At 73.3% G+C, this 15,385-nt stretch carries 19 protein-coding genes; 10 read left to right on the top strand and 9 right to left on the bottom strand.

The annotated features are described in order from the left end of the window. Window positions 1–34 precede the first annotated feature (34 nt). Window positions 35–1,915: a hypothetical protein gene (locus F6W97_RS13225; RefSeq protein ID WP_155370559.1), complete on the top strand. Its 1,881-nt coding sequence runs from the start codon at window positions 35–37 to the stop codon at window positions 1,913–1,915. 22 nt (window positions 1,916–1,937) lie between these two features. Here F6W97_RS13225 and F6W97_RS13220 read toward each other — a convergent pair whose 3' ends face one another. The 6 genes from F6W97_RS13220 to F6W97_RS13195 all read right to left on the bottom strand — a co-directional run bounded on the left by F6W97_RS13220 (window position 1,938) and on the right by F6W97_RS13195 (window position 6,723). Beyond that, complete coding sequence (locus tag F6W97_RS13220) at window positions 1,938–2,702, bottom strand: SigB/SigF/SigG family RNA polymerase sigma factor (RefSeq protein WP_155370558.1); 765 nt, start codon at window positions 2,700–2,702, stop codon at window positions 1,938–1,940. Window positions 2,703–2,872: 170 nt separating this feature from the next. Continuing rightward, a complete protein-coding gene (locus tag F6W97_RS13215; protein ID WP_155370557.1) occupies window positions 2,873–3,649 on the bottom strand; it encodes a GAF and ANTAR domain-containing protein in 777 nt (258 codons plus the stop codon). A 54-nt stretch (window positions 3,650–3,703) separates the two neighbouring features. After that, entirely contained in the window at window positions 3,704–4,456 is a 753-nt protein-coding gene (locus tag F6W97_RS13210) for a GAF and ANTAR domain-containing protein (RefSeq protein ID WP_230686637.1), read from the bottom strand. A gap of 200 nt (window positions 4,457–4,656) precedes the next feature. Next, complete coding sequence (locus F6W97_RS13205) at window positions 4,657–5,142, bottom strand: inorganic diphosphatase (protein ID WP_155370607.1); 486 nt, start codon at window positions 5,140–5,142, stop codon at window positions 4,657–4,659. Between the two features lie 23 nt (window positions 5,143–5,165). Continuing rightward, window positions 5,166–5,756 carry a DUF5994 family protein gene (locus F6W97_RS13200; protein ID WP_155370556.1) on the bottom strand — a complete coding sequence of 197 codons (591 nt, stop codon included), beginning with the start codon at window positions 5,754–5,756 and terminating at the stop codon, window positions 5,166–5,168. A gap of 124 nt (window positions 5,757–5,880) precedes the next feature. Continuing rightward, window positions 5,881–6,723 (bottom strand): SDR family oxidoreductase, encoded by an 843-nt coding sequence (locus tag F6W97_RS13195; RefSeq protein ID WP_230686636.1) that lies wholly within the window; start codon window positions 6,721–6,723, stop codon window positions 5,881–5,883. 89 nt (window positions 6,724–6,812) lie between these two features. On the opposite strand from F6W97_RS13195, the gene F6W97_RS13190 reads away from it, so the two are divergent. From F6W97_RS13190 to F6W97_RS13180, 3 genes are all read left to right on the top strand, one after another. Beyond that, window positions 6,813–7,631: a GNAT family N-acetyltransferase gene (locus F6W97_RS13190; RefSeq protein ID WP_155370554.1), complete on the top strand. Its 819-nt coding sequence runs from the start codon at window positions 6,813–6,815 to the stop codon at window positions 7,629–7,631. A gap of 53 nt (window positions 7,632–7,684) precedes the next feature. After that, window positions 7,685–7,939 carry a DUF6343 family protein gene (locus F6W97_RS13185; protein ID WP_155370553.1) on the top strand — a complete coding sequence of 85 codons (255 nt, stop codon included), beginning with the start codon at window positions 7,685–7,687 and terminating at the stop codon, window positions 7,937–7,939. Between the two features lie 68 nt (window positions 7,940–8,007). Continuing rightward, complete coding sequence (locus tag F6W97_RS13180; RefSeq protein ID WP_155370552.1) at window positions 8,008–8,361, top strand: VOC family protein; 354 nt, start codon at window positions 8,008–8,010, stop codon at window positions 8,359–8,361. A gap of 31 nt (window positions 8,362–8,392) precedes the next feature. On the opposite strand, the gene F6W97_RS13175 is transcribed toward F6W97_RS13180, so the two are convergent. Then, window positions 8,393–8,971, bottom strand: a complete 579-nt coding sequence (locus F6W97_RS13175; RefSeq protein ID WP_155370551.1) for a TIGR03086 family metal-binding protein — start codon at window positions 8,969–8,971, stop codon at window positions 8,393–8,395. Window positions 8,972–9,106: 135 nt separating this feature from the next. On the opposite strand from F6W97_RS13175, the gene F6W97_RS13170 reads away from it, so the two are divergent. Together F6W97_RS13170 and F6W97_RS13165 are read left to right on the top strand one after the other, a co-directional pair. Then, complete coding sequence (locus tag F6W97_RS13170) at window positions 9,107–9,685, top strand: hypothetical protein (protein WP_230686635.1); 579 nt, start codon at window positions 9,107–9,109, stop codon at window positions 9,683–9,685. Between the two features lie 38 nt (window positions 9,686–9,723). After that, the gene (locus F6W97_RS13165; RefSeq protein ID WP_155370549.1) at window positions 9,724–10,344 is read left to right on the top strand and encodes an SGNH/GDSL hydrolase family protein; all 621 of its coding nucleotides are present in this window, start codon (window positions 9,724–9,726) and stop codon (window positions 10,342–10,344) included. On the opposite strand, the gene F6W97_RS13160 is transcribed toward F6W97_RS13165, so the two are convergent. Continuing rightward, the gene (locus tag F6W97_RS13160) at window positions 10,334–11,563 is read right to left on the bottom strand and encodes a sensor histidine kinase (RefSeq protein WP_230686634.1); all 1,230 of its coding nucleotides are present in this window, start codon (window positions 11,561–11,563) and stop codon (window positions 10,334–10,336) included. The two genes, F6W97_RS13165 and F6W97_RS13160, sit on opposite strands and share 11 nt — an antisense overlap. Then, entirely contained in the window at window positions 11,560–12,216 is a 657-nt protein-coding gene (locus F6W97_RS13155; protein WP_155370548.1) for a response regulator transcription factor, read from the bottom strand. The genes F6W97_RS13160 and F6W97_RS13155 overlap by 4 nt, the downstream gene beginning before the upstream one ends. 125 nt (window positions 12,217–12,341) lie before the next feature. Here F6W97_RS13155 and F6W97_RS13150 point away from each other — a divergent pair, with 125 nt between their 5' ends. The 4 genes from F6W97_RS13150 to F6W97_RS13135 all read left to right on the top strand — a co-directional run bounded on the left by F6W97_RS13150 (window position 12,342) and on the right by F6W97_RS13135 (window position 15,384). Continuing rightward, a complete protein-coding gene (locus F6W97_RS13150) occupies window positions 12,342–12,893 on the top strand; it encodes a hypothetical protein (protein WP_155370547.1) in 552 nt (183 codons plus the stop codon). Window positions 12,894–13,058: 165 nt separating this feature from the next. Then, the gene (locus F6W97_RS13145) at window positions 13,059–13,736 is read left to right on the top strand and encodes a glycine zipper family protein (RefSeq protein ID WP_196279117.1); all 678 of its coding nucleotides are present in this window, start codon (window positions 13,059–13,061) and stop codon (window positions 13,734–13,736) included. Between the two features lie 33 nt (window positions 13,737–13,769). After that, window positions 13,770–14,780 carry an aldo/keto reductase gene (locus tag F6W97_RS13140; RefSeq protein ID WP_155370546.1) on the top strand — a complete coding sequence of 337 codons (1,011 nt, stop codon included), beginning with the start codon at window positions 13,770–13,772 and terminating at the stop codon, window positions 14,778–14,780. Between the two features lie 13 nt (window positions 14,781–14,793). Further along, window positions 14,794–15,384 carry a TetR/AcrR family transcriptional regulator gene (locus F6W97_RS13135; RefSeq protein WP_155370545.1) on the top strand — a complete coding sequence of 197 codons (591 nt, stop codon included), beginning with the start codon at window positions 14,794–14,796 and terminating at the stop codon, window positions 15,382–15,384. The last annotated feature ends 1 nt before the right edge of the window (window position 15,385 follow it).

The raw sequence follows: 15,385 nt of genomic DNA, 5'->3' as shown, positions 1-15,385 counted from the left end.
CCCTGCCCGCCCGTGACCGTACCGAGGAGACCCGATGAGCGACCTGCCTGCCGTCACCGCCCCGGCGCTGGCGGAGACGCTCGACGCGCTGCCGGGACGGCTGCGCAAGAAGGTCGACGAGGCGGTGACCCGGGCCGCCGCCTGGCCGGTGTCCACCGCGGACGGCCACGTCACGATCACCGTCGACGACAGCACCACGGTCACCCTGGTGCTGACCGGCGGCGTGGTGCGCACCGGCGCCGACGCCCGCTGCAGCTGCCTGCTCGCGCCCAACTGCCTGCACCGGGTCGCGGTGCTGGCACTGGCCCCGGTCCACGACGGCCTGGACGACGAGCCCGAGCTTGACGCGCAGGCGGCCGAGACCGGCCCGCCCGGCGCGGACCCCGTGTCGGCAATGGACGGCCGGGAATCGCCCGCCGCGCCCGCCGACCCGGACCTGGCGTCGGCAGCGGATGGTCGGGCCGCGCCCGGTGCATCCATCACGGCCGTGGGCGGCGAACCGCAGCCCCTGTCCACCCGGCAGCGCGCGGCGGCGGACGGCTTGTGGCGGGCGGGGGCGGCGGTGCTGGCCGCGGGGACGTCGGGCAGCGGGCTGGTGCTGCGTACCGCGCTGCTGCGGGCGGTGCACGAGGCCCGCGCCAACGGGCTGCACCGCGCGGCCGCGGCGGGCACGCGAGTCGCCGCAGGGCTGCAGGCGATGCGCGAGGCCCAGCCCCAGTTCCGCCTCGCGGAGCTGACCGACGACCTGCGTGACCTGCTGAGCGTGGCACACCGGCTGCGCGACCCGGCCCTGCCGGACGAACAGGCGGCCGAGCTGCTGGGCGTGGCCCGGCGCGGCTACGACCCGCAGGCCGGGCTGCGCCTTTACGGGCTGTGCACGGTCCCCGTCGTCGCCGAGTCCGGGTACGCCGGGACGGCGACCTACGTCGTGGACCGCGACGGCCGGCTGTGGACCGTCACCGACGTCGCCCCCGGCGGCGCGGACCGGGCCGCCCGCTCCGGCGACACCGTGGTGGCCCTGGGCGAGGCCGGGCTGACCCATCGCGAGCTCACCCGCGCCGGAATGATCGTCTCCGGCGGCACCGCCAGCAGCTCGGGCCGGTTGGGTGCGGGCCGCGCGGTGCGGGCGGTGCGCGCCGTGGGCGCGGGCTGGTCCGAGCAGCCGCTGCGCGGCCTGTGGGAGCAGCCCCTGGACGAGCAGGTGAGCCGCGCCTTCGCCGCGCTCGGCGAGCCGGCCGGGGACCGCACCGCCGGGGCCGACCTGCTGTTCCTGACGGTGGTGGTGCGCGGCAAGGCGGCCGGGGACGCGGTGCTGGCCGAGACCGCCGGCGGGGCGGCCGTGCTGCTCACCGTCGCCGACGACCATCCCGAGCTGGCATACCGGGACAACCTGCGGCTGCTCGGCACGGCGGCGGGCCTCGAACTGCTGGTGGTGGGCCGACCCGAGCCGGGCCGGCGGGCCAGCGTCGCGGCCCTGTCGATCGGGCTCGCGCCCGGCACCGGGGACGGGCTGCGCCTGCCGCCGAGCTGGTCCGGCCACGCCGACCTGGGTTTCGACCGGCTGCACCGCAGCCAGTTGCGGTCCGGGGACGGCGCGGCGTCCACGGCGCGCCCGCCGGCGACCGGTGACCCGGCGCTGCAACTGCTGCGCCGCCACGTGGAGCGGATGGTCGCCGGCGGCCGTGCCGTGCACGCGCTCGCCGACACGCAGGAACGCAGCCTGCGCCGGGCCCGGCTGGACCTCGGGGCCTACCTGCTGGCCTCGGTGACGGCCGCCGCCCGGCACCGGTCCCGCAACGTCTTCGGCCGGGTGACCTCCGACGACGGCGAGGGATTCGCCCGCGCCTGGCTGGCCGCCGCCGTGTACGAGGCAGCCGCGACGCAGACCCTCATCGAGGCCTCGTGGCGGCCGTGAGAGCAGGCCGCCGCCGGGCGGTTCACTGCGGCAGCTGCTCGCGCAGCCGCTCGAGGGTGCGCTTCAGCAGCCGGGACACGTGCATCTGGGACAGCCCGACCTCCTCGGCGATCTCCGACTGACTCATCCGGGCGTACACGCGCAACGCGAGAATGCGGCGATCCCGCGGCGGGATCGCCGCCAGCACCGGTCGCAGGCACATGCGATCCTCGACCGCGGTGTAGCGCCGGTCGACCTCGCCGATGCTGTCGATGAGGTCGACTCCGGCGCTGCCCGCCGGCGACGTGTTCAGCGAGAGCACGCGGTACGCGTGCCAGGCCTCCATCGCGGTCAGCACGTCCGCCAGCGCGACGTGCAGGTGTTCGGCGATCTCGGCGGCGGTGGGCAGGTGACCGCGCTGCTGGCTGAGTTCGTGGGCGGCGGTGGCCACCTGCGGGCCGAGTTCCTTGACCGCGCGCGGCACCCGCATACCCCAGGCGGCGTCACGGAAGTGCCGCTTGAGAGCGCCGAGAATGAACGGCACCGCGTATCCGGTGAAAGGCACCTGCTGGCCGGGGTCGTATCCGTCGACTGCCTTGATCAGTGCAAGCGCGGCGACCTGGGCCAGATCTTCGATGAGTTCCCCGCGTCCGGCGAAGCGACGGGCGAGCCGCCCTGCCATCGGCAGGTGCTCCTCGATGACGCGGGAGCGGATCCGGGCCCGGTCGGGATGGTCGGGTGGCAGCCCGTCGCGCAGGCTCAGTAGTTGCTCCGCGGAGAGCGGGGTGCGCTCGGCGAGGATGGTCATATCGATCAGCGCCCTAGACGGCTGGAGGCAGCGGTGTGCCGGCTGAGCCGGCAGCCTCTGCTGAGGAGCCGGTGTTGCCTGGTCACGACCGCGGGGTCTGGGCGGCGTGTACGACTATGTCGGCACTGGTCAGGAGTGTCGACCGGATCGGGCGTTCCCGATGCTTCCGCTCAGCCTACGCTGCCGTCCGAGCGGCGCAAGGGGATCGGCGCGCGCTCGGGGGCAGCCGGCGCCGGCTGTGTGAGCCACAGCGCGTCTGACCCGTCCACCACCGCGCGGGCCAGCTCGGACAGCCGCTGGTTCCTGCGCCGGGCGCTGTCGCGGAGCAGCTCGAAGGCCTCGTCCATGTCGACGCGGCGACGTTCGGCGATGACGCCCTTCGCCTGCTCGATGATGATGCGGCTGTTCAGCGCGGTCTGCAGCTGTTCGGCCAGCGTCTCGTGGTGGCGGATGGCGCGCGCCTGCAGCAGCCCGATCGTGGCCACGTCGGCGAGCGCCTGTCCCAGCTGGATGGTGCGTTCGTCGAGCGCGCCCGGCTGGCCGCCGAAGAGGTTCAGCGCGCCGATGAGGTCCGTGCGCAGCCGCATCGGCAGAGCGTGGACCGAGGCGAATCCGCTCTCGCGGGCCTGGGCGACGAAGCGCGGCCAGCGATCGGCGGCCGTGGACAGGTCCGCGACCTCGACCGGCCGGCCGGAGTGGAAGCACTCCGGACAGGGCCCCTCATCCGTCTGCAACTGGAGCAGTTCCAGCAGCCGGGTCTGCTCGGTGGAGGCGGCCGCGACCCGCAGGGCGCCGCGCTGGTCGGTCAGCAGCACACCGGCCGCCGCCACGCCGAGAACCTGTGCGCAGCGCACCGTGACCTGATGGAGGAAGTCCATCAGGTCGAAGTCGTCGACCAGCGTGTCGGCCAGCTCGACGAAGGCCTCGGCCAGCTCCCGCTCACTCATGCGCGCTCCCCCTGCAACGATAATCCGCTACGCGCGCGTACCGGTCCTGGGCGGTCATGCCGTCTCCTCGTCACTGTCATGGCTTTCCCGCGCGAGGTCGGGCTCGAACCGCAGCCGGCGCTCGACCACGTCGCGGGCCACGTCGCCGAGCCTGCGGTCGTGGGCGTAGGCGTAGGCGCGCAGGCGGGCGAAAGCCGCCTCGGCGCTGGTCCCGAGCTGTGCCACGATCATTCCGGTGGCCTGGTGCACCTGCACCTGGTGCGCGGTCGGGTCGTCGCGCTGCCAGGCCAGTTCGGCGGTGTCCGGTTGCAGCCCGGCTGCGTCGTCGATCACCATCAGCGCGGTGGCTTCGGCGAACGCCAGTGCGTCGGCGAGTTCGTACGAGCTCATGGCGCCGGGCCGGGCGCGGTACAGGTCGAGCACGCCGAGCCGGATCGCGCCGATCTGCAGGGGCAGGGCGAACACGGCCCGCGCCCCGCTGTCCAGGGCGGCCGGGGTGAACACCGGCCAGCGGGTCAGGCTCTCCAGCGAGCGCAGGTCCAGCGCCATCACCGGGCCGCCCCTGGCGAACGCGTCGACACACGGACCCTGCCCGTAGGTAAGCTGCCACTCCTCAAGATCGGCGGCCACCCGGTCCGAGGTGTGCACGACGTCCCGGGCCGTGGAACTGGTCATGATCGTCACGCCGGCTCCGTCCACGTTGACGCCTGCCACCGTCGCGGCGCAGACGTGCGCCAGCGTCGCCGGAGCACCCTGTGAATGCTTGCCGATCTGCGCCCAGACCCGCATGACCCGTTCATTGATCATGTCGCACCACGCGGGGCGGGTGTCCTGTTCGCGGCCCGCCCAACCGACGGCCGACGCACGACGGCGCAGGTGGAGATCTTCGTGCTCACGAGACCTCCCAGAGTCGACGTTCGTGGACGTCGCCGAGGTCCGGAGCCAACGTATACCACCGATCCTACGCCGATGCGCAGCCGATGAACGGACCGCCGAGGGCAGTGCGGTCAGCCGGCTGCGCGCTCCTGCGAGCGGATGATCTCGGCCTGGGCCGCCGCCCTGCCCGCCCACCTGCCCGCCTGTTCGTCGACTGACTTGCCCGGTTCGAGATCCCGGTACACCGCGAAGAAGTGCTCGATCTCGAGCCGGAAGAAGTGCTCGAGGTCCGCGACGTCGGTCAGGTGGGTCAGCCGCGGGTCGGCCGCGGGCACGCACACGACCTTCGGGTCGGGTCCCTTCTCGTCCCGCAGGCGGAACATCCCGATGGCCCGGCACCGGATCAGGCAGCCGGGAAAGGTCGGCTCCCGCACGAGCACGAGGGCGTCGAGGGGGTCGGTGTCCTCACCCAGGGTCTGTTCGATGAATCCGTAGTCGGCCGGATACTGCGTTGCGGTGAACAGGGTGCGGTCGAACCGGATGCGACCGGTGCGCAGGTCCATCACGTACTTGTTGCGCGTGCCCTTCGGAATCTCGATGGTGACGTCGAATTCCAGGCCGGCACCGCGCGGGTCCTCGCTCACACCGGACCGGCGTCGGCAGTGGCAGCGGCAGTGGCAGCGGCCTGCCCGGCGGTACTGCCGCCCTCGTTCTCCCACGTCGCGCGGCGGCCGTTGCCGTCGACCGCGTTCGCAGGCGCTGCCGTCGCGGCCGGCAGCGCCGCGAGGACGGCGGCGGCGTGCCTGCTGTCGCCAGGATCGGCCGCGGCGGCCATCGCCTGGTGGGCCGCGGCGGGGGTGGTGGCGGGCGGCACGACGAGCAGGTCGATCTGGTCGTCCTTATCGGTGATCGCGATCGCCAGGGCGCTGTCCTGTGAGGCGAACCAGCCCATGCGGACGGTGCGCTCGCCGACCGCCAGCCGGCGGACGCCGCCGTCCCAGGTGGCGCTGCTGAGCATCACGTGCCGGATCGGGCCGTAGCGCTCGGCCAGTGCGACGACGAGGCCGGGGACCTCCGCGGCGGCGTCCCAGGAGCGCGGCCACCAGCCGCCGTCGAGGACGGTCTGATCGGCCCTGGTCGGAGCCAATTCCAGCCTGGCCGCGTCGGGAGGCGGTGAACCGGCCGTGTCGGTGTCCGGAGCGGCGATGGTGTGCGAAGTGTCGACAAGCATGACCGACCGTCCTTGGTCCGGGCCGGCCGCTTCGATCATGCGGCTCAGGTCCCGGTCGGAGTGGGGGTGCGGGCTGGCTGCCACCGAGGTCCTGAGCGACACGCCCAGTCTACGCCGGACCGGCTCAGCCGAGGCGCAGCAGCTCCTCGAGGTTCACCGCGGGCGCACCGGTCAACCGCTCCACGGCGCCGGTGGTGGCGGCCAGCTCCCCTGCGGCGATGGCGAGGTACGTGCTGACCCACGCCTCGACCTGCCAGTCCGGTGCTCCGTAACCGGCCCGGGAGGCGTACGCCTCCGCGACGGTCTCCTCGTGGTAGCTCGTCTGCCGTCCGGTCACGAACGTGATGATCTCGGCGACCTGCTCCAGGGTCAGCGCCTGCGGCCCGCTCAGCTCGTACGTCTGCCCGTCATGGCGGCCCGGTTCGCGCAGCACCAGCGCGGCCACGCTCGCGACGTCGCCGATGGACACCCCGGCCACGCGGCCGCCGCCCGCGGGTCCGCGCAGCACCCCGTCCCGCCCGGCGAACAGCGGCAACATCTCCAGGTAGAGGTTGTTGCGCAGGAACGTCCAGGCCAGTGGCGTGCCGCGCAGGTGCTGCTCGGTGGCCCAGTGGTCGCGGGCGAGCGTGAACGTCGCCTCCGGTCCCGCCCCGAAGAACGAGGTGTACACCAGCCGGCACACCCCGGCGGCGACCGCGGCGTCGATGAATGTGCGGTGGTCGTCGACGCGTTCGGCGGACTCCGCAGCCGACACCATGAACACCGTCTCGATCCCGGTCAGCGCGTCGCGCACCGCCGCGCCGTCGCCGTACGCGGCCCGGCGCACGTCCGCGCCGGGCAGGTCGGGGGCGCGCGCGGGATCGCGCACCAGGAGGCGCAGTGGCTGCCCGGCCTCGGCGAGGCGGCGGGCCACCTGCCCGCCGAGCCGTCCGGTGGCGCCGGTGACGGCGGTCGTCGCATCGGACACGGGACGCTCCTGCCTGATCGGGTGTTTTCTCATGGTATGCGGCCGGAAGCGGGCTGGCGGCGCGGCGGCCGGGCCAGCAGGATGTGACCGTGACCTGGTCCACCGCAACCGACGTCCATGCCCTGCTCGCCGCCGGCGGCGACTTCCTGCGCTCGCGTCCGGTCGAGCACACGGTGCTGCTGACCGAGGCCGCCTACCTGCAGGCCCGGCCCAGCAGCGCGCCGGATCAGGCCTATGGCTGGTGGCGCGACGCGCACGGCGAGGTCGCAGGCGCCTTCCTGCGCGCGCCGGGGCACCCGCCGATCCTGTCGGCGATGCCCCGCGCGGCGGTCGCAGCCCTACCCGAGGTGCTCGGCGAGGCGGAGGCGGTAGGCGTCGACGGCGCGCTGCTGGAGCAGGTGAGCGCGGCCTGGCGGGCGGCTCGCGGCGTGACGCCCGTCGAGCGGTCGCGTATCACGCTGTACCGGCTGGAACGGTTCACCCCACCGGCCCTGCCGGCGGGTCGAGCCCGGGTGGCCGGGTCCGCGGACCGGGAACTGCTCCTGTCGTGGTTCCACGACCTGATGGCCGCGTTTCCGGACGACCCCAGTGAGGCCGCCTACGTGATCGACGACCCGCTCGGCTTCGGCGGCATCACCCTGTGGGAGGTCGCGGGTCGGCCGGTGGCGATGGCGGGCCGCAGCAGGCTGGTCGCCGGGATGGTCCGCCTGGGCGCGGTGCACGCGCCGGGCGGCGACGAGGCCCACGCCGCCGCGGCGTTCACCGCGGCCTGCGCCGCAGCGTCGGAGATCGCCGACCACGTGCTGGTCTTCGCCGGGGCCGACGCCGAAGCGGCCGCAACCGGATACCGGGAGCTGGGTTTCCGCCCGGTCCTGGACCGGGTGATGCTGGGCGTCCCGTCGGCCTGATCGGCCATCCGTTTCGTCCGGGTTCAGGACTAGAATGGCGGCGAGGGGACACGATGACACGACAGCGGCCGGACGGCACCCACGACCACCCGTACAGCGCGCTCAACCTCCGTTTGGCGCTGGCCGGGTTCGGGCTGGTGTTCGCGGGCGTGCTGGCGGTCATCTCGTTCGCCTTCGGACTGACCTGGCTGGGCTGGTTCAGCGTGCTGCTGATGGCGGTCACGGTCGTCGACCTGATCGTGATCGTCCGGCGGCGGCGGCAGCGCCGCCGCGCGGACCACGGCGCCTCGCACTCGCTTTTCGAGTGAGCCCACCGTGCGAACCGGACCGCCGTGAAGAGTTCTGCTGCGCAGGTCAGGCGGCATATCATCAAGACATGATCAACGGTATGCATGCTCTGATCTACAGCACGAACGCCGATGCCGACCGCGCCTTCTTCCGCGACGTGCTCGGCTTCCCGCACGTGGACACCGGCGAAGGCTGGCTGATCTTCAAGGCGCCGCCCGCGGAGATCGCTTTCCACCCGGCCGAGCAGCACACCCGCTGCGAGCTGTACCTGACCGTGGACGACGTGGAATCCACGGTGGCGCAGTGGGGCGAGCGCGGCCTGGAGATCATCGTCGCACCGGCCAAGCGCGACTGGGGCACCGAAGCCGTGGTGCGCCTGCCCGGCGGCGCGACCCTGGGCGTCTACCAGCCGACCCACGCCACCGCCTTCAGCGCCGCCTGATCCGCCGCGTGCGTCCGGTCCAGGGCTGCGGTCAGTCCGGAGCCCACGAGGGGTCGCGGCCGAAGGCGGCCAGCAGGCGGTCCTGAGCGTCGGCCCCGTCGGGCAGGTCGACCCGGGGGCCGACGATCCCGGCCCCGCGGTAGGCGTTCTCCTCGGTGTCGAACCAGTCCGCCACCACCTTCACCGCCTGCGGGTCCAGGGCCGGGTCGACGCCGAGCGCCACGGCCAGGTCCCAGGCGTGAATGAGATGGTCGGCGGTGAGCTGGTAGGCGTATTCGCTGGCCGCGGTGTCGCCGAAGGACAGATGCACGATCCGGTCCATCGCCCCGGGGGCTGTCACCGCCGCCTCGGCCTCGCGGGCCGCGTCGGCCGCCGCCGTGGCGGGATCGGCTCCGAGCAGATCGCCGGCGAACCGGTCCCCGACGTCGTCCACGGTGGCTCCCGCGAAGATCGGCACCGTCCAGCGGTCCTCGCCCACCAGATGGTTGACCAGCGTACGGACGTCCCACTCCCGGCACGGCGTGGGAGAGGTCCACTGCTGCGGCCGCACCTGCGCGACGCGGTCGGTGAACTCGGCCAGACTGGCCCGGTAGCCGTTGAGCAGGTCCATGGCATCCACCCCGCCAAGCAGTATATGCAGGCGGCAGGCGCTGAGATCCGGCTTCGGCGACCCGGGCGGCCGGGTGGGACGTACCGTCGGGAGGAGGGGAGGTCCACCATGTTCGTTCAGGTCATTCGCGGGCGCGTGTCCGATCCTGAGGCGGTGCGCGGGGCTTTCGAGAGCTGGGCACGCGAGCTCTCCCCGGGCGCGGACGGTTGGCTGGGCAGTACCGGCGGGGTCACCGCCGACGGCCGGCTGGTGGTGCTCGCGCGATTCGCCTCGGCCGAGGCCGCCCGCGCCAACAGCAGACGTCCCGAACAGGACCGGTGGTGGCAGCAGACGGTGTCGCTGATCGACGACCCGAGTTTCGCCGACAGCGCCGACGTGCGCGGCTACCTCGCCACGGGTTCCGACAAAGCCGGGTTCGTGCAGGTGATCACGGGGGAGACCACCGATCCGGACCGGATGATGGAAAGTGTCGTGCGGCTGTCGGCCAGCCTGCACCCGTTCCGCCCCGAGCTGATCGGCGGCACGGTGGCCCTGCACGACGGCGGCGCGTTCACCGAGGCCGTGTACTTCACCTCGCTGGAGCAGGCGCGGGCAGGCGAGCAGCGCCAGTTGCCGCCGGAGCTGCAGGGCGCCATCGACCGGGCCGAGGAGCTGACCTCCATGCTGTCCTACCACGACCTGACCGAGCCCTGGCTGCTGTCGCCGCCGCGCTGAGGGTCGCGCCCGCGCAGCCGGGCGCTTAGCATGGGCCGGTGATTTTCGAGCAGGGTCAGCGCATCGTGTTCATCGGCGACAGCATCACCGACTGCGGCCGGCGCGACAGCGCCGCACCGTACGGCAACGGTTACATGAGCCTGGTGCAGGCCTTCGTCACCGCCGGCCGTCCCGAACTCGGCCTGAGCTGGGTCAACCGCGGCGTCAGCGGTGACACGGTGCGCGACCTCGCCGCCCGGTGGCAGGAGGACGTGGTCGAGCAGCGGCCCGACTGGCTGAGCGTGAAGATCGGCATCAACGACGTCTGGCGCTTCTTCGAGAACCGGCACGGCGAAGCGGTGCCGATCGACGAGTACGAGACCACCCTGCGCGGGCTGCTGGCCATCGCGATCGAGCAGACCGGCTGCCGCTTGATTTTGGCCGACCCGTACCTGATCGAGTCCGACCGCGACGACCCGCAGTACGCGATGACCGCCGACTACGCCGCCGTGGTCGCCCGGCTGGCCAAGGACTTCGGCGGGCTGCACGTGCCCGTGCAGGCGGCGTTCGACCGGGCGCTGGCCTCGACCACGCCCGCCGACTGGGCCGACGACCGCATCCACCCGAACCTGGCCGGGCACGCCGTCATCGCGCGCGCCTTCCTGGACGTCATCGGCTGACGGCCGCCACCGCATCCCGTCCGGCGGCCTCCGGCGTGCCCCCGGGGCCGTCGGCCGCGGGCAGGGTGACCGTCACGACCAGGCCGCCGCCCTCGCCCGGCACGGCCCGCACGTCCCCGCCGTGCGCGCGGGCCACCGCCCGCACGATGGACAGGCCCAGCCCCGCGCCGGGCGCGGCGATCCGGTCGCCGCCGTAGCGGTGGAACGGCTCGAACAGGCCAGGCACCTCGTAGCGGGGGATGACCGGCCCGGTGTTGGCGACCCGCAGCTCGACCGTGCCGTCCGCCCGGGACGCGGTCGACACCAGCAGCCGCCCGCCCGCGGGCACGTTGTGCCGGACCCCGTTGTCGACCAGGTTCTGCACCAGCCGTTCCAGCAGCGCCGGGTTCCCGGTGGTCGGAGCCTCGCCGGCCTGTGCCGTAACGCTCACCGTGCCGGGGTCGGTGGTGTCGGTGACGTGCTCGACGATGTCGGCCAGGTCGACGTACGCCCGGTCGGTGACCTCGCGCTCGGAGCGGGCGAGCAGCAGCAGGCCGTCGAGCAGCCGCTCCTGCCGGGTGTTCATCTCCAGCAGGTGCCGGCCCAGGTGCGCCAGCTGCGGCGTGACCTCCCCGCGGTACAGCGCCACCTCCAGCAGTGAGCGGTTCACCGTCAGCGGGGTGCGCAGCTCGTGGGAGGCGTTGGCGATGAACCTTCGCTGCCCGTCGAACGCCTGGTCGAGCCGGGCCAGCATCACGTCGAACGTGTCGGCGAGCTGCTTGACCTCGTCGGGCGGCCCGGCCAGCGCGATGCGCTCGTGCAGCCCGCGGTCGGCGGCGGGGGACTCGGCGATGCGCCGCGCGGTCTCGGTGACCCGGTGCAGCGGCTGCAGCATCCGCCCGGCCAGCAGCCAGCCCAGCGCGATCGTCAGCGCCCCGACCGCGGCCAGCGCGATCGCGCCCCGGGTGAGCAGCGCGTCGAGCGCGTCGTCCCAGGTGTCCTCGGCTACCTGATACGAGGTCGTCAGCACGCCGCCGTCGGCGGGCGCGGCGGTGGGCGGGATCGGCTGCGGGCCGGGGTCGCCGACGCCGGCCTGCGGGCCGGAGACGGTGTGGCCGACCTGGCCCCCGGGCCGCTGCGCGACCATGGCGTAGGTGGCCGCCAGCAGCAGCACCCCGGCCAGCAGGAACAGGCCGCCGTAGACGAGGGTGAGGCGGGCGCGGATGGTCAGGCGCGTCACGGGATGCGGTACCCCACTCCCGGCTCGGTCTGCACCACGGGCGGGTCGCCGAGCTTGCGGCGCAGCTTGAGGATCGTCATCCGGATCGCATGGGTGAACGGATCGGTGTGCTCGTCCCACGCCTTCTCCAGCAGCCGCTCGGCCGAGACCGCGGCACCGTCCGCGCGCAGCAGCTCGGCGAGCACCGCGAACTCCTTGCGCGACAGCGGCACGTACCGGCCGTCGCGGAAGACCTCCCGGCGGTGCGGGTCGAGCCGGATGCCGGCCCGCTGCAGCACCGGCGGGGCGGCCGGGCGGGCGCGGCGGCCCAGCGCGGCCACCCGCGCCGACAGCTCCGCGAACGCGAACGGCTTGGGCAGGTAGTCGTCGGCGCCCAGGACCAGCCCGGCGACCCGGTCGTCGAGTTCGGCGGCGGCGGTGAGCATCAGCACCCGGGCGTCGGCGGCCCCGGCGGCCAGGCTGCGGCAGACGTCGTCGCCGTGCACCACGGGCAGGTCGCGGTCGAGCACCACCACGTCGTACTCGTTGACGCCGATGCGTTCGAGTGCCGCGCCGCCGTCGTGCACCACGTCCACCGCGTGCGCGTCGCCCCGCAGCCACCGCGCCACCGCGTCGGCGACCAGGGGTTCGTCCTCCACCACCAGGATCCGCATCCGCCCAGGGTGGCACGCGGGCCTGTTTCCTCGCCGTCATCACCGGCGGTGACGGCAGGGAGATGCGTCACCCGCTCTACTGCTGACCGCGGCCGAAACGGTGTGGCCGCGGACAGGAGAGCACCATGCGTATCAGGATCGTGCCGATCGTCGCACTGGCGGCGGCGCTGGCGGGCTGCGCCGGACCGGCCGCCGACCCGCAGGTGGCCACGGCCGCCGGGACTGGGGCCCCGCCCGGCGCGAGCGCTCCGGCGCAGCCGCTGAGCGAGAAGGAGCAGGGACTGAAGTTCAGCCAGTGCATCCGCGACAACGGCGTGCCGAACTTCCCCGATCCGGAGTTCCACGACGGCGGCGGGGTGAGCCTCGGCGCGCCGGAGGGCATCAGCAAGGAGAAGCTCGACGCGGCGATGCAGGCCTGCCGCCAGTACGCCCCCGGGGGCGGCGGCAAGCAGAAGCTCGACCCGGCCCGGCTGGAGCAGCTGCGCAAACTGGCCCAGTGCATGCGCGCCGAGGGCGTGGAGAACTTCCCCGACCCCACCGACGAGGGCATCCAGGCCGACGGCAACGCCCCCGGCATGAGCCTCGACGACCCCAAGTTCCAGGCCGCCATGAAGACCTGCGACAAATACGCCCCCGCCCCACCCGGCGAGGGCCCCTCCACCCACCGCGAAGGCTGACCGCCCGCCCGCCCGCCCCGCCCCGCCCGCCCCGCCCGCCCCACCTGGCGCAACTCTTAAAGAGTCGCGGCATCGACACCGCCCTGAGGCCGCGACGCTTTAAGAGTTGTGGCACGGGCGCAGGTGGTGGGGGGTGGGTAGGGTGCGGGCATAGGGGCGTATGGGGTGGGGGCGCTGTCGGCGCTCGTGCAGGTCGCGGCGGGTGCTGTGGCGGGATCGCTGCTGGGTGCGGGCGGGGCGGTGGTCGCGGCGGGGGTGGTCGCGATCGTGGCGGTGCCGTACGGGTGGGCGGTCGGGCGGGTGCGGGCGTATCCGCCCAGCCTGCGCGGGGCCGCGCTGTTCGCGGTCGACCACAGCTGGAGCCTGGTCAACACGATCGCCGGGGCGGGCTTCCTGGCCGTCAACCTGGCCCGCGGGCATCACCTGGACCCGCCACGCTGCTGCGGGCGCGGCCGGATCGACATTCACGAGCAGGCCATGCGGGGGTACGCCACCACGCTGGGCAACGTCATCGCCGGGGGAACGGCGGCCAACGAGCGCCACGAGGACCTGCACGTGCGGCAGGCACGCCTGCTGGGGCCGCTCTACCTGCCGCTGGTCGGGCTGAACTACGCCCTGTTCAGCGTGCTGCCGGTGTGGTGGCTCTACCACGACCACGACGGCTATCCGATCACCGGACCGGGCCGCTACTTCACCCGAGGCGTCTACCTGCACGTCTGGCACGAGGCCTGGGCGTACCGCCGGGACGTGCGGGACCGCTACGGCGATGCCCGGGTGCCGCGGCCCGGCCGCCGCCTGCCCCGCCGCCGTGACCGCGATCACTATACGACTGACAAAACTTGAAATCTGTCATCTGTCAGTCGTAACGTCGATGGCATGGCTACCGACACCGTCAAACCTCGCACCCTCGGCACCTCCGGCCCGCGTGTCTCCGCGCTGGGGCTCGGCCTGATGGGCATGTCCGACCTGTACGGCCCCGCCGACGAGGCGGAGAGCATCGCCACCATCCACGCCGCCCTGGACGCCGGGATCACCCTGCTGGACACCGGTGACTTCTACGGCATGGGCCACAACGAGCTGCTGCTGCGCGACGCCCTCAAGGGCCGTAACCGGGAAAACGCCGTCATCAGCGTCAAGTTCGGCGCGCTGCGCGACGCCGCGGGCGGCTGGAACGGCGTCGACACCCGGCCGGTCGCGATCAAGAACTTCCTCGCGTACACCCTCAAGCGCCTCGGCACCGACCACGTCGACGTCTACCGCCCGGCCCGGCTCGACCCGAACGTGCCCATCGAGGAGACCGTCGGCGCGCTCGCCGACCTGGTCAAGGCGGGCTACGTCCGGCACATCGGGCTCTCCGAGGTCGGCGCGTCGACGCTGCGCCGGGCCGCCGCCGTGCACCCGATCGCCGACCTGCAGATCGAGTACTCGCTGATCTCCCGTGGCATCGAGCAGGACATCCTGCCCGCCGCCCGCGAGCTCGGCATCGGCATCACCGCGTACGGCGTGCTGTCCCGCGGCCTGCTGTCGGGCCACTGGTCCCGCGAGCGCGCCACCGTGCCCGGCGACTTCCGCGGCCACCTGCCCCGCTTCGCCGGTGACAACCTGGACCGCAACCTGGCCCTGGTCGACGCGCTGCGCGAGGTCGGACAGGACAAGGGCGCCAGCGTCGCGCAGATCGCCGTGGCCTGGGCCCTGGCCCAGGGCGACGACATCATTCCGCTGGTCGGGGCACGCACCCGGGCCCGGCTGAAGGAGTCGCTGGGCGCGCTGCCGGTGGTGCTGACCGAGATCGACCTGGCCCGGATCACCTCGGCCGTGCCGGCCGGAGCGGTGTCCGGAGACCGCTATGACCCGCATTCGATGTCGGCGCTCGACAGCGAGCGGTAAGGTCTGCCTCGTTATGGCAGATGCTCCGCTAACACCCGATCGGATCCTCGAAGCGGCGGAGGAGGCCCTCCGCCGCTTCGGACCGGCGAAGGCCAACGTCGTCGATGTCGCGCGCGCGCTCAACGTCAGCCACGGCACCGTGTACCGGCACTTCCCCAGCAAGGCCGCGCTGCGCAACGCGGTCGCCGAGCGCTGGCTGGCGCGGCTGTCCGAGCCGCTGGCCGAGATCGCCGCCGAGCGCGGCCCGGCCCAGCCGCGGCTGCGCCGATGGCTGGACGCCCTGTGCGACTCCAAGCAGAGCCGCGCGCGCGACGAGCCGGAGCTGTTCACCACGTACTACCACCTGGCGCTGGAGGCCGACGAGGTGGTCCGGGCGCACATCAACGCGCTGGCCTCCCAGCTCGGCGAGATCATCGCCGACGGGGTGGGACGCGGCGACTTCACGGTCGCCGACCCGTTCCGGATGGGCCGGGCCGTGTTCGACGCGACCAGCCGCTTCCACAACCCGGCCCACCTCGCCGAGTGGAACGACCCCGACATGAAGACGGAGTACGAGGGCGTGTGGCAGTTGATCCTGCACGGCCTCGGCGTGCCGCGGCCGTGAG

Source organism: Catellatospora vulcania, from assembly GCF_009720385.1.
Taxonomy (GTDB): domain Bacteria; phylum Actinomycetota; class Actinomycetes; order Mycobacteriales; family Micromonosporaceae; genus Catellatospora; species Catellatospora vulcania.
The sequence above is the reverse complement of the archived record's forward strand: the minus strand, read 5'-3'. Positions and strand labels throughout refer to the sequence as shown.

Coding starts and splice junctions, on each gene's coding strand:
- F6W97_RS13220 (WP_155370558.1), bottom strand. CDS start 2,702: ATGACCATCCTCGCCGAGCGCACCCCGCTCTCCGCGGAGCAACTACTG.
- F6W97_RS13200 (WP_155370556.1), bottom strand. CDS start 5,756: ATGCTTGTCGACACTTCGCACACCATCGCCGCTCCGGACACCGACACG.
- F6W97_RS13175 (WP_155370551.1), bottom strand. CDS start 8,971: ATGGACCTGCTCAACGGCTACCGGGCCAGTCTGGCCGAGTTCACCGAC.
- F6W97_RS13215 (WP_155370557.1), bottom strand. CDS start 3,649: ATGAGTGAGCGGGAGCTGGCCGAGGCCTTCGTCGAGCTGGCCGACACG.
- F6W97_RS13155 (WP_155370548.1), bottom strand. CDS start 12,216: ATGCGGATCCTGGTGGTGGAGGACGAACCCCTGGTCGCCGACGCGGTG.
- F6W97_RS13210 (WP_230686637.1), bottom strand. CDS start 4,456: ATGATCAATGAACGGGTCATGCGGGTCTGGGCGCAGATCGGCAAGCAT.
- F6W97_RS13185 (WP_155370553.1), top strand. CDS start 7,685: ATGACACGACAGCGGCCGGACGGCACCCACGACCACCCGTACAGCGCG.
- F6W97_RS13225 (WP_155370559.1), top strand. CDS start 35: ATGAGCGACCTGCCTGCCGTCACCGCCCCGGCGCTGGCGGAGACGCTC.
- F6W97_RS13180 (WP_155370552.1), top strand. CDS start 8,008: ATGATCAACGGTATGCATGCTCTGATCTACAGCACGAACGCCGATGCC.
- F6W97_RS13150 (WP_155370547.1), top strand. CDS start 12,342: ATGCGTATCAGGATCGTGCCGATCGTCGCACTGGCGGCGGCGCTGGCG.
- F6W97_RS13135 (WP_155370545.1), top strand. CDS start 14,794: ATGGCAGATGCTCCGCTAACACCCGATCGGATCCTCGAAGCGGCGGAG.
- F6W97_RS13140 (WP_155370546.1), top strand. CDS start 13,770: ATGGCTACCGACACCGTCAAACCTCGCACCCTCGGCACCTCCGGCCCG.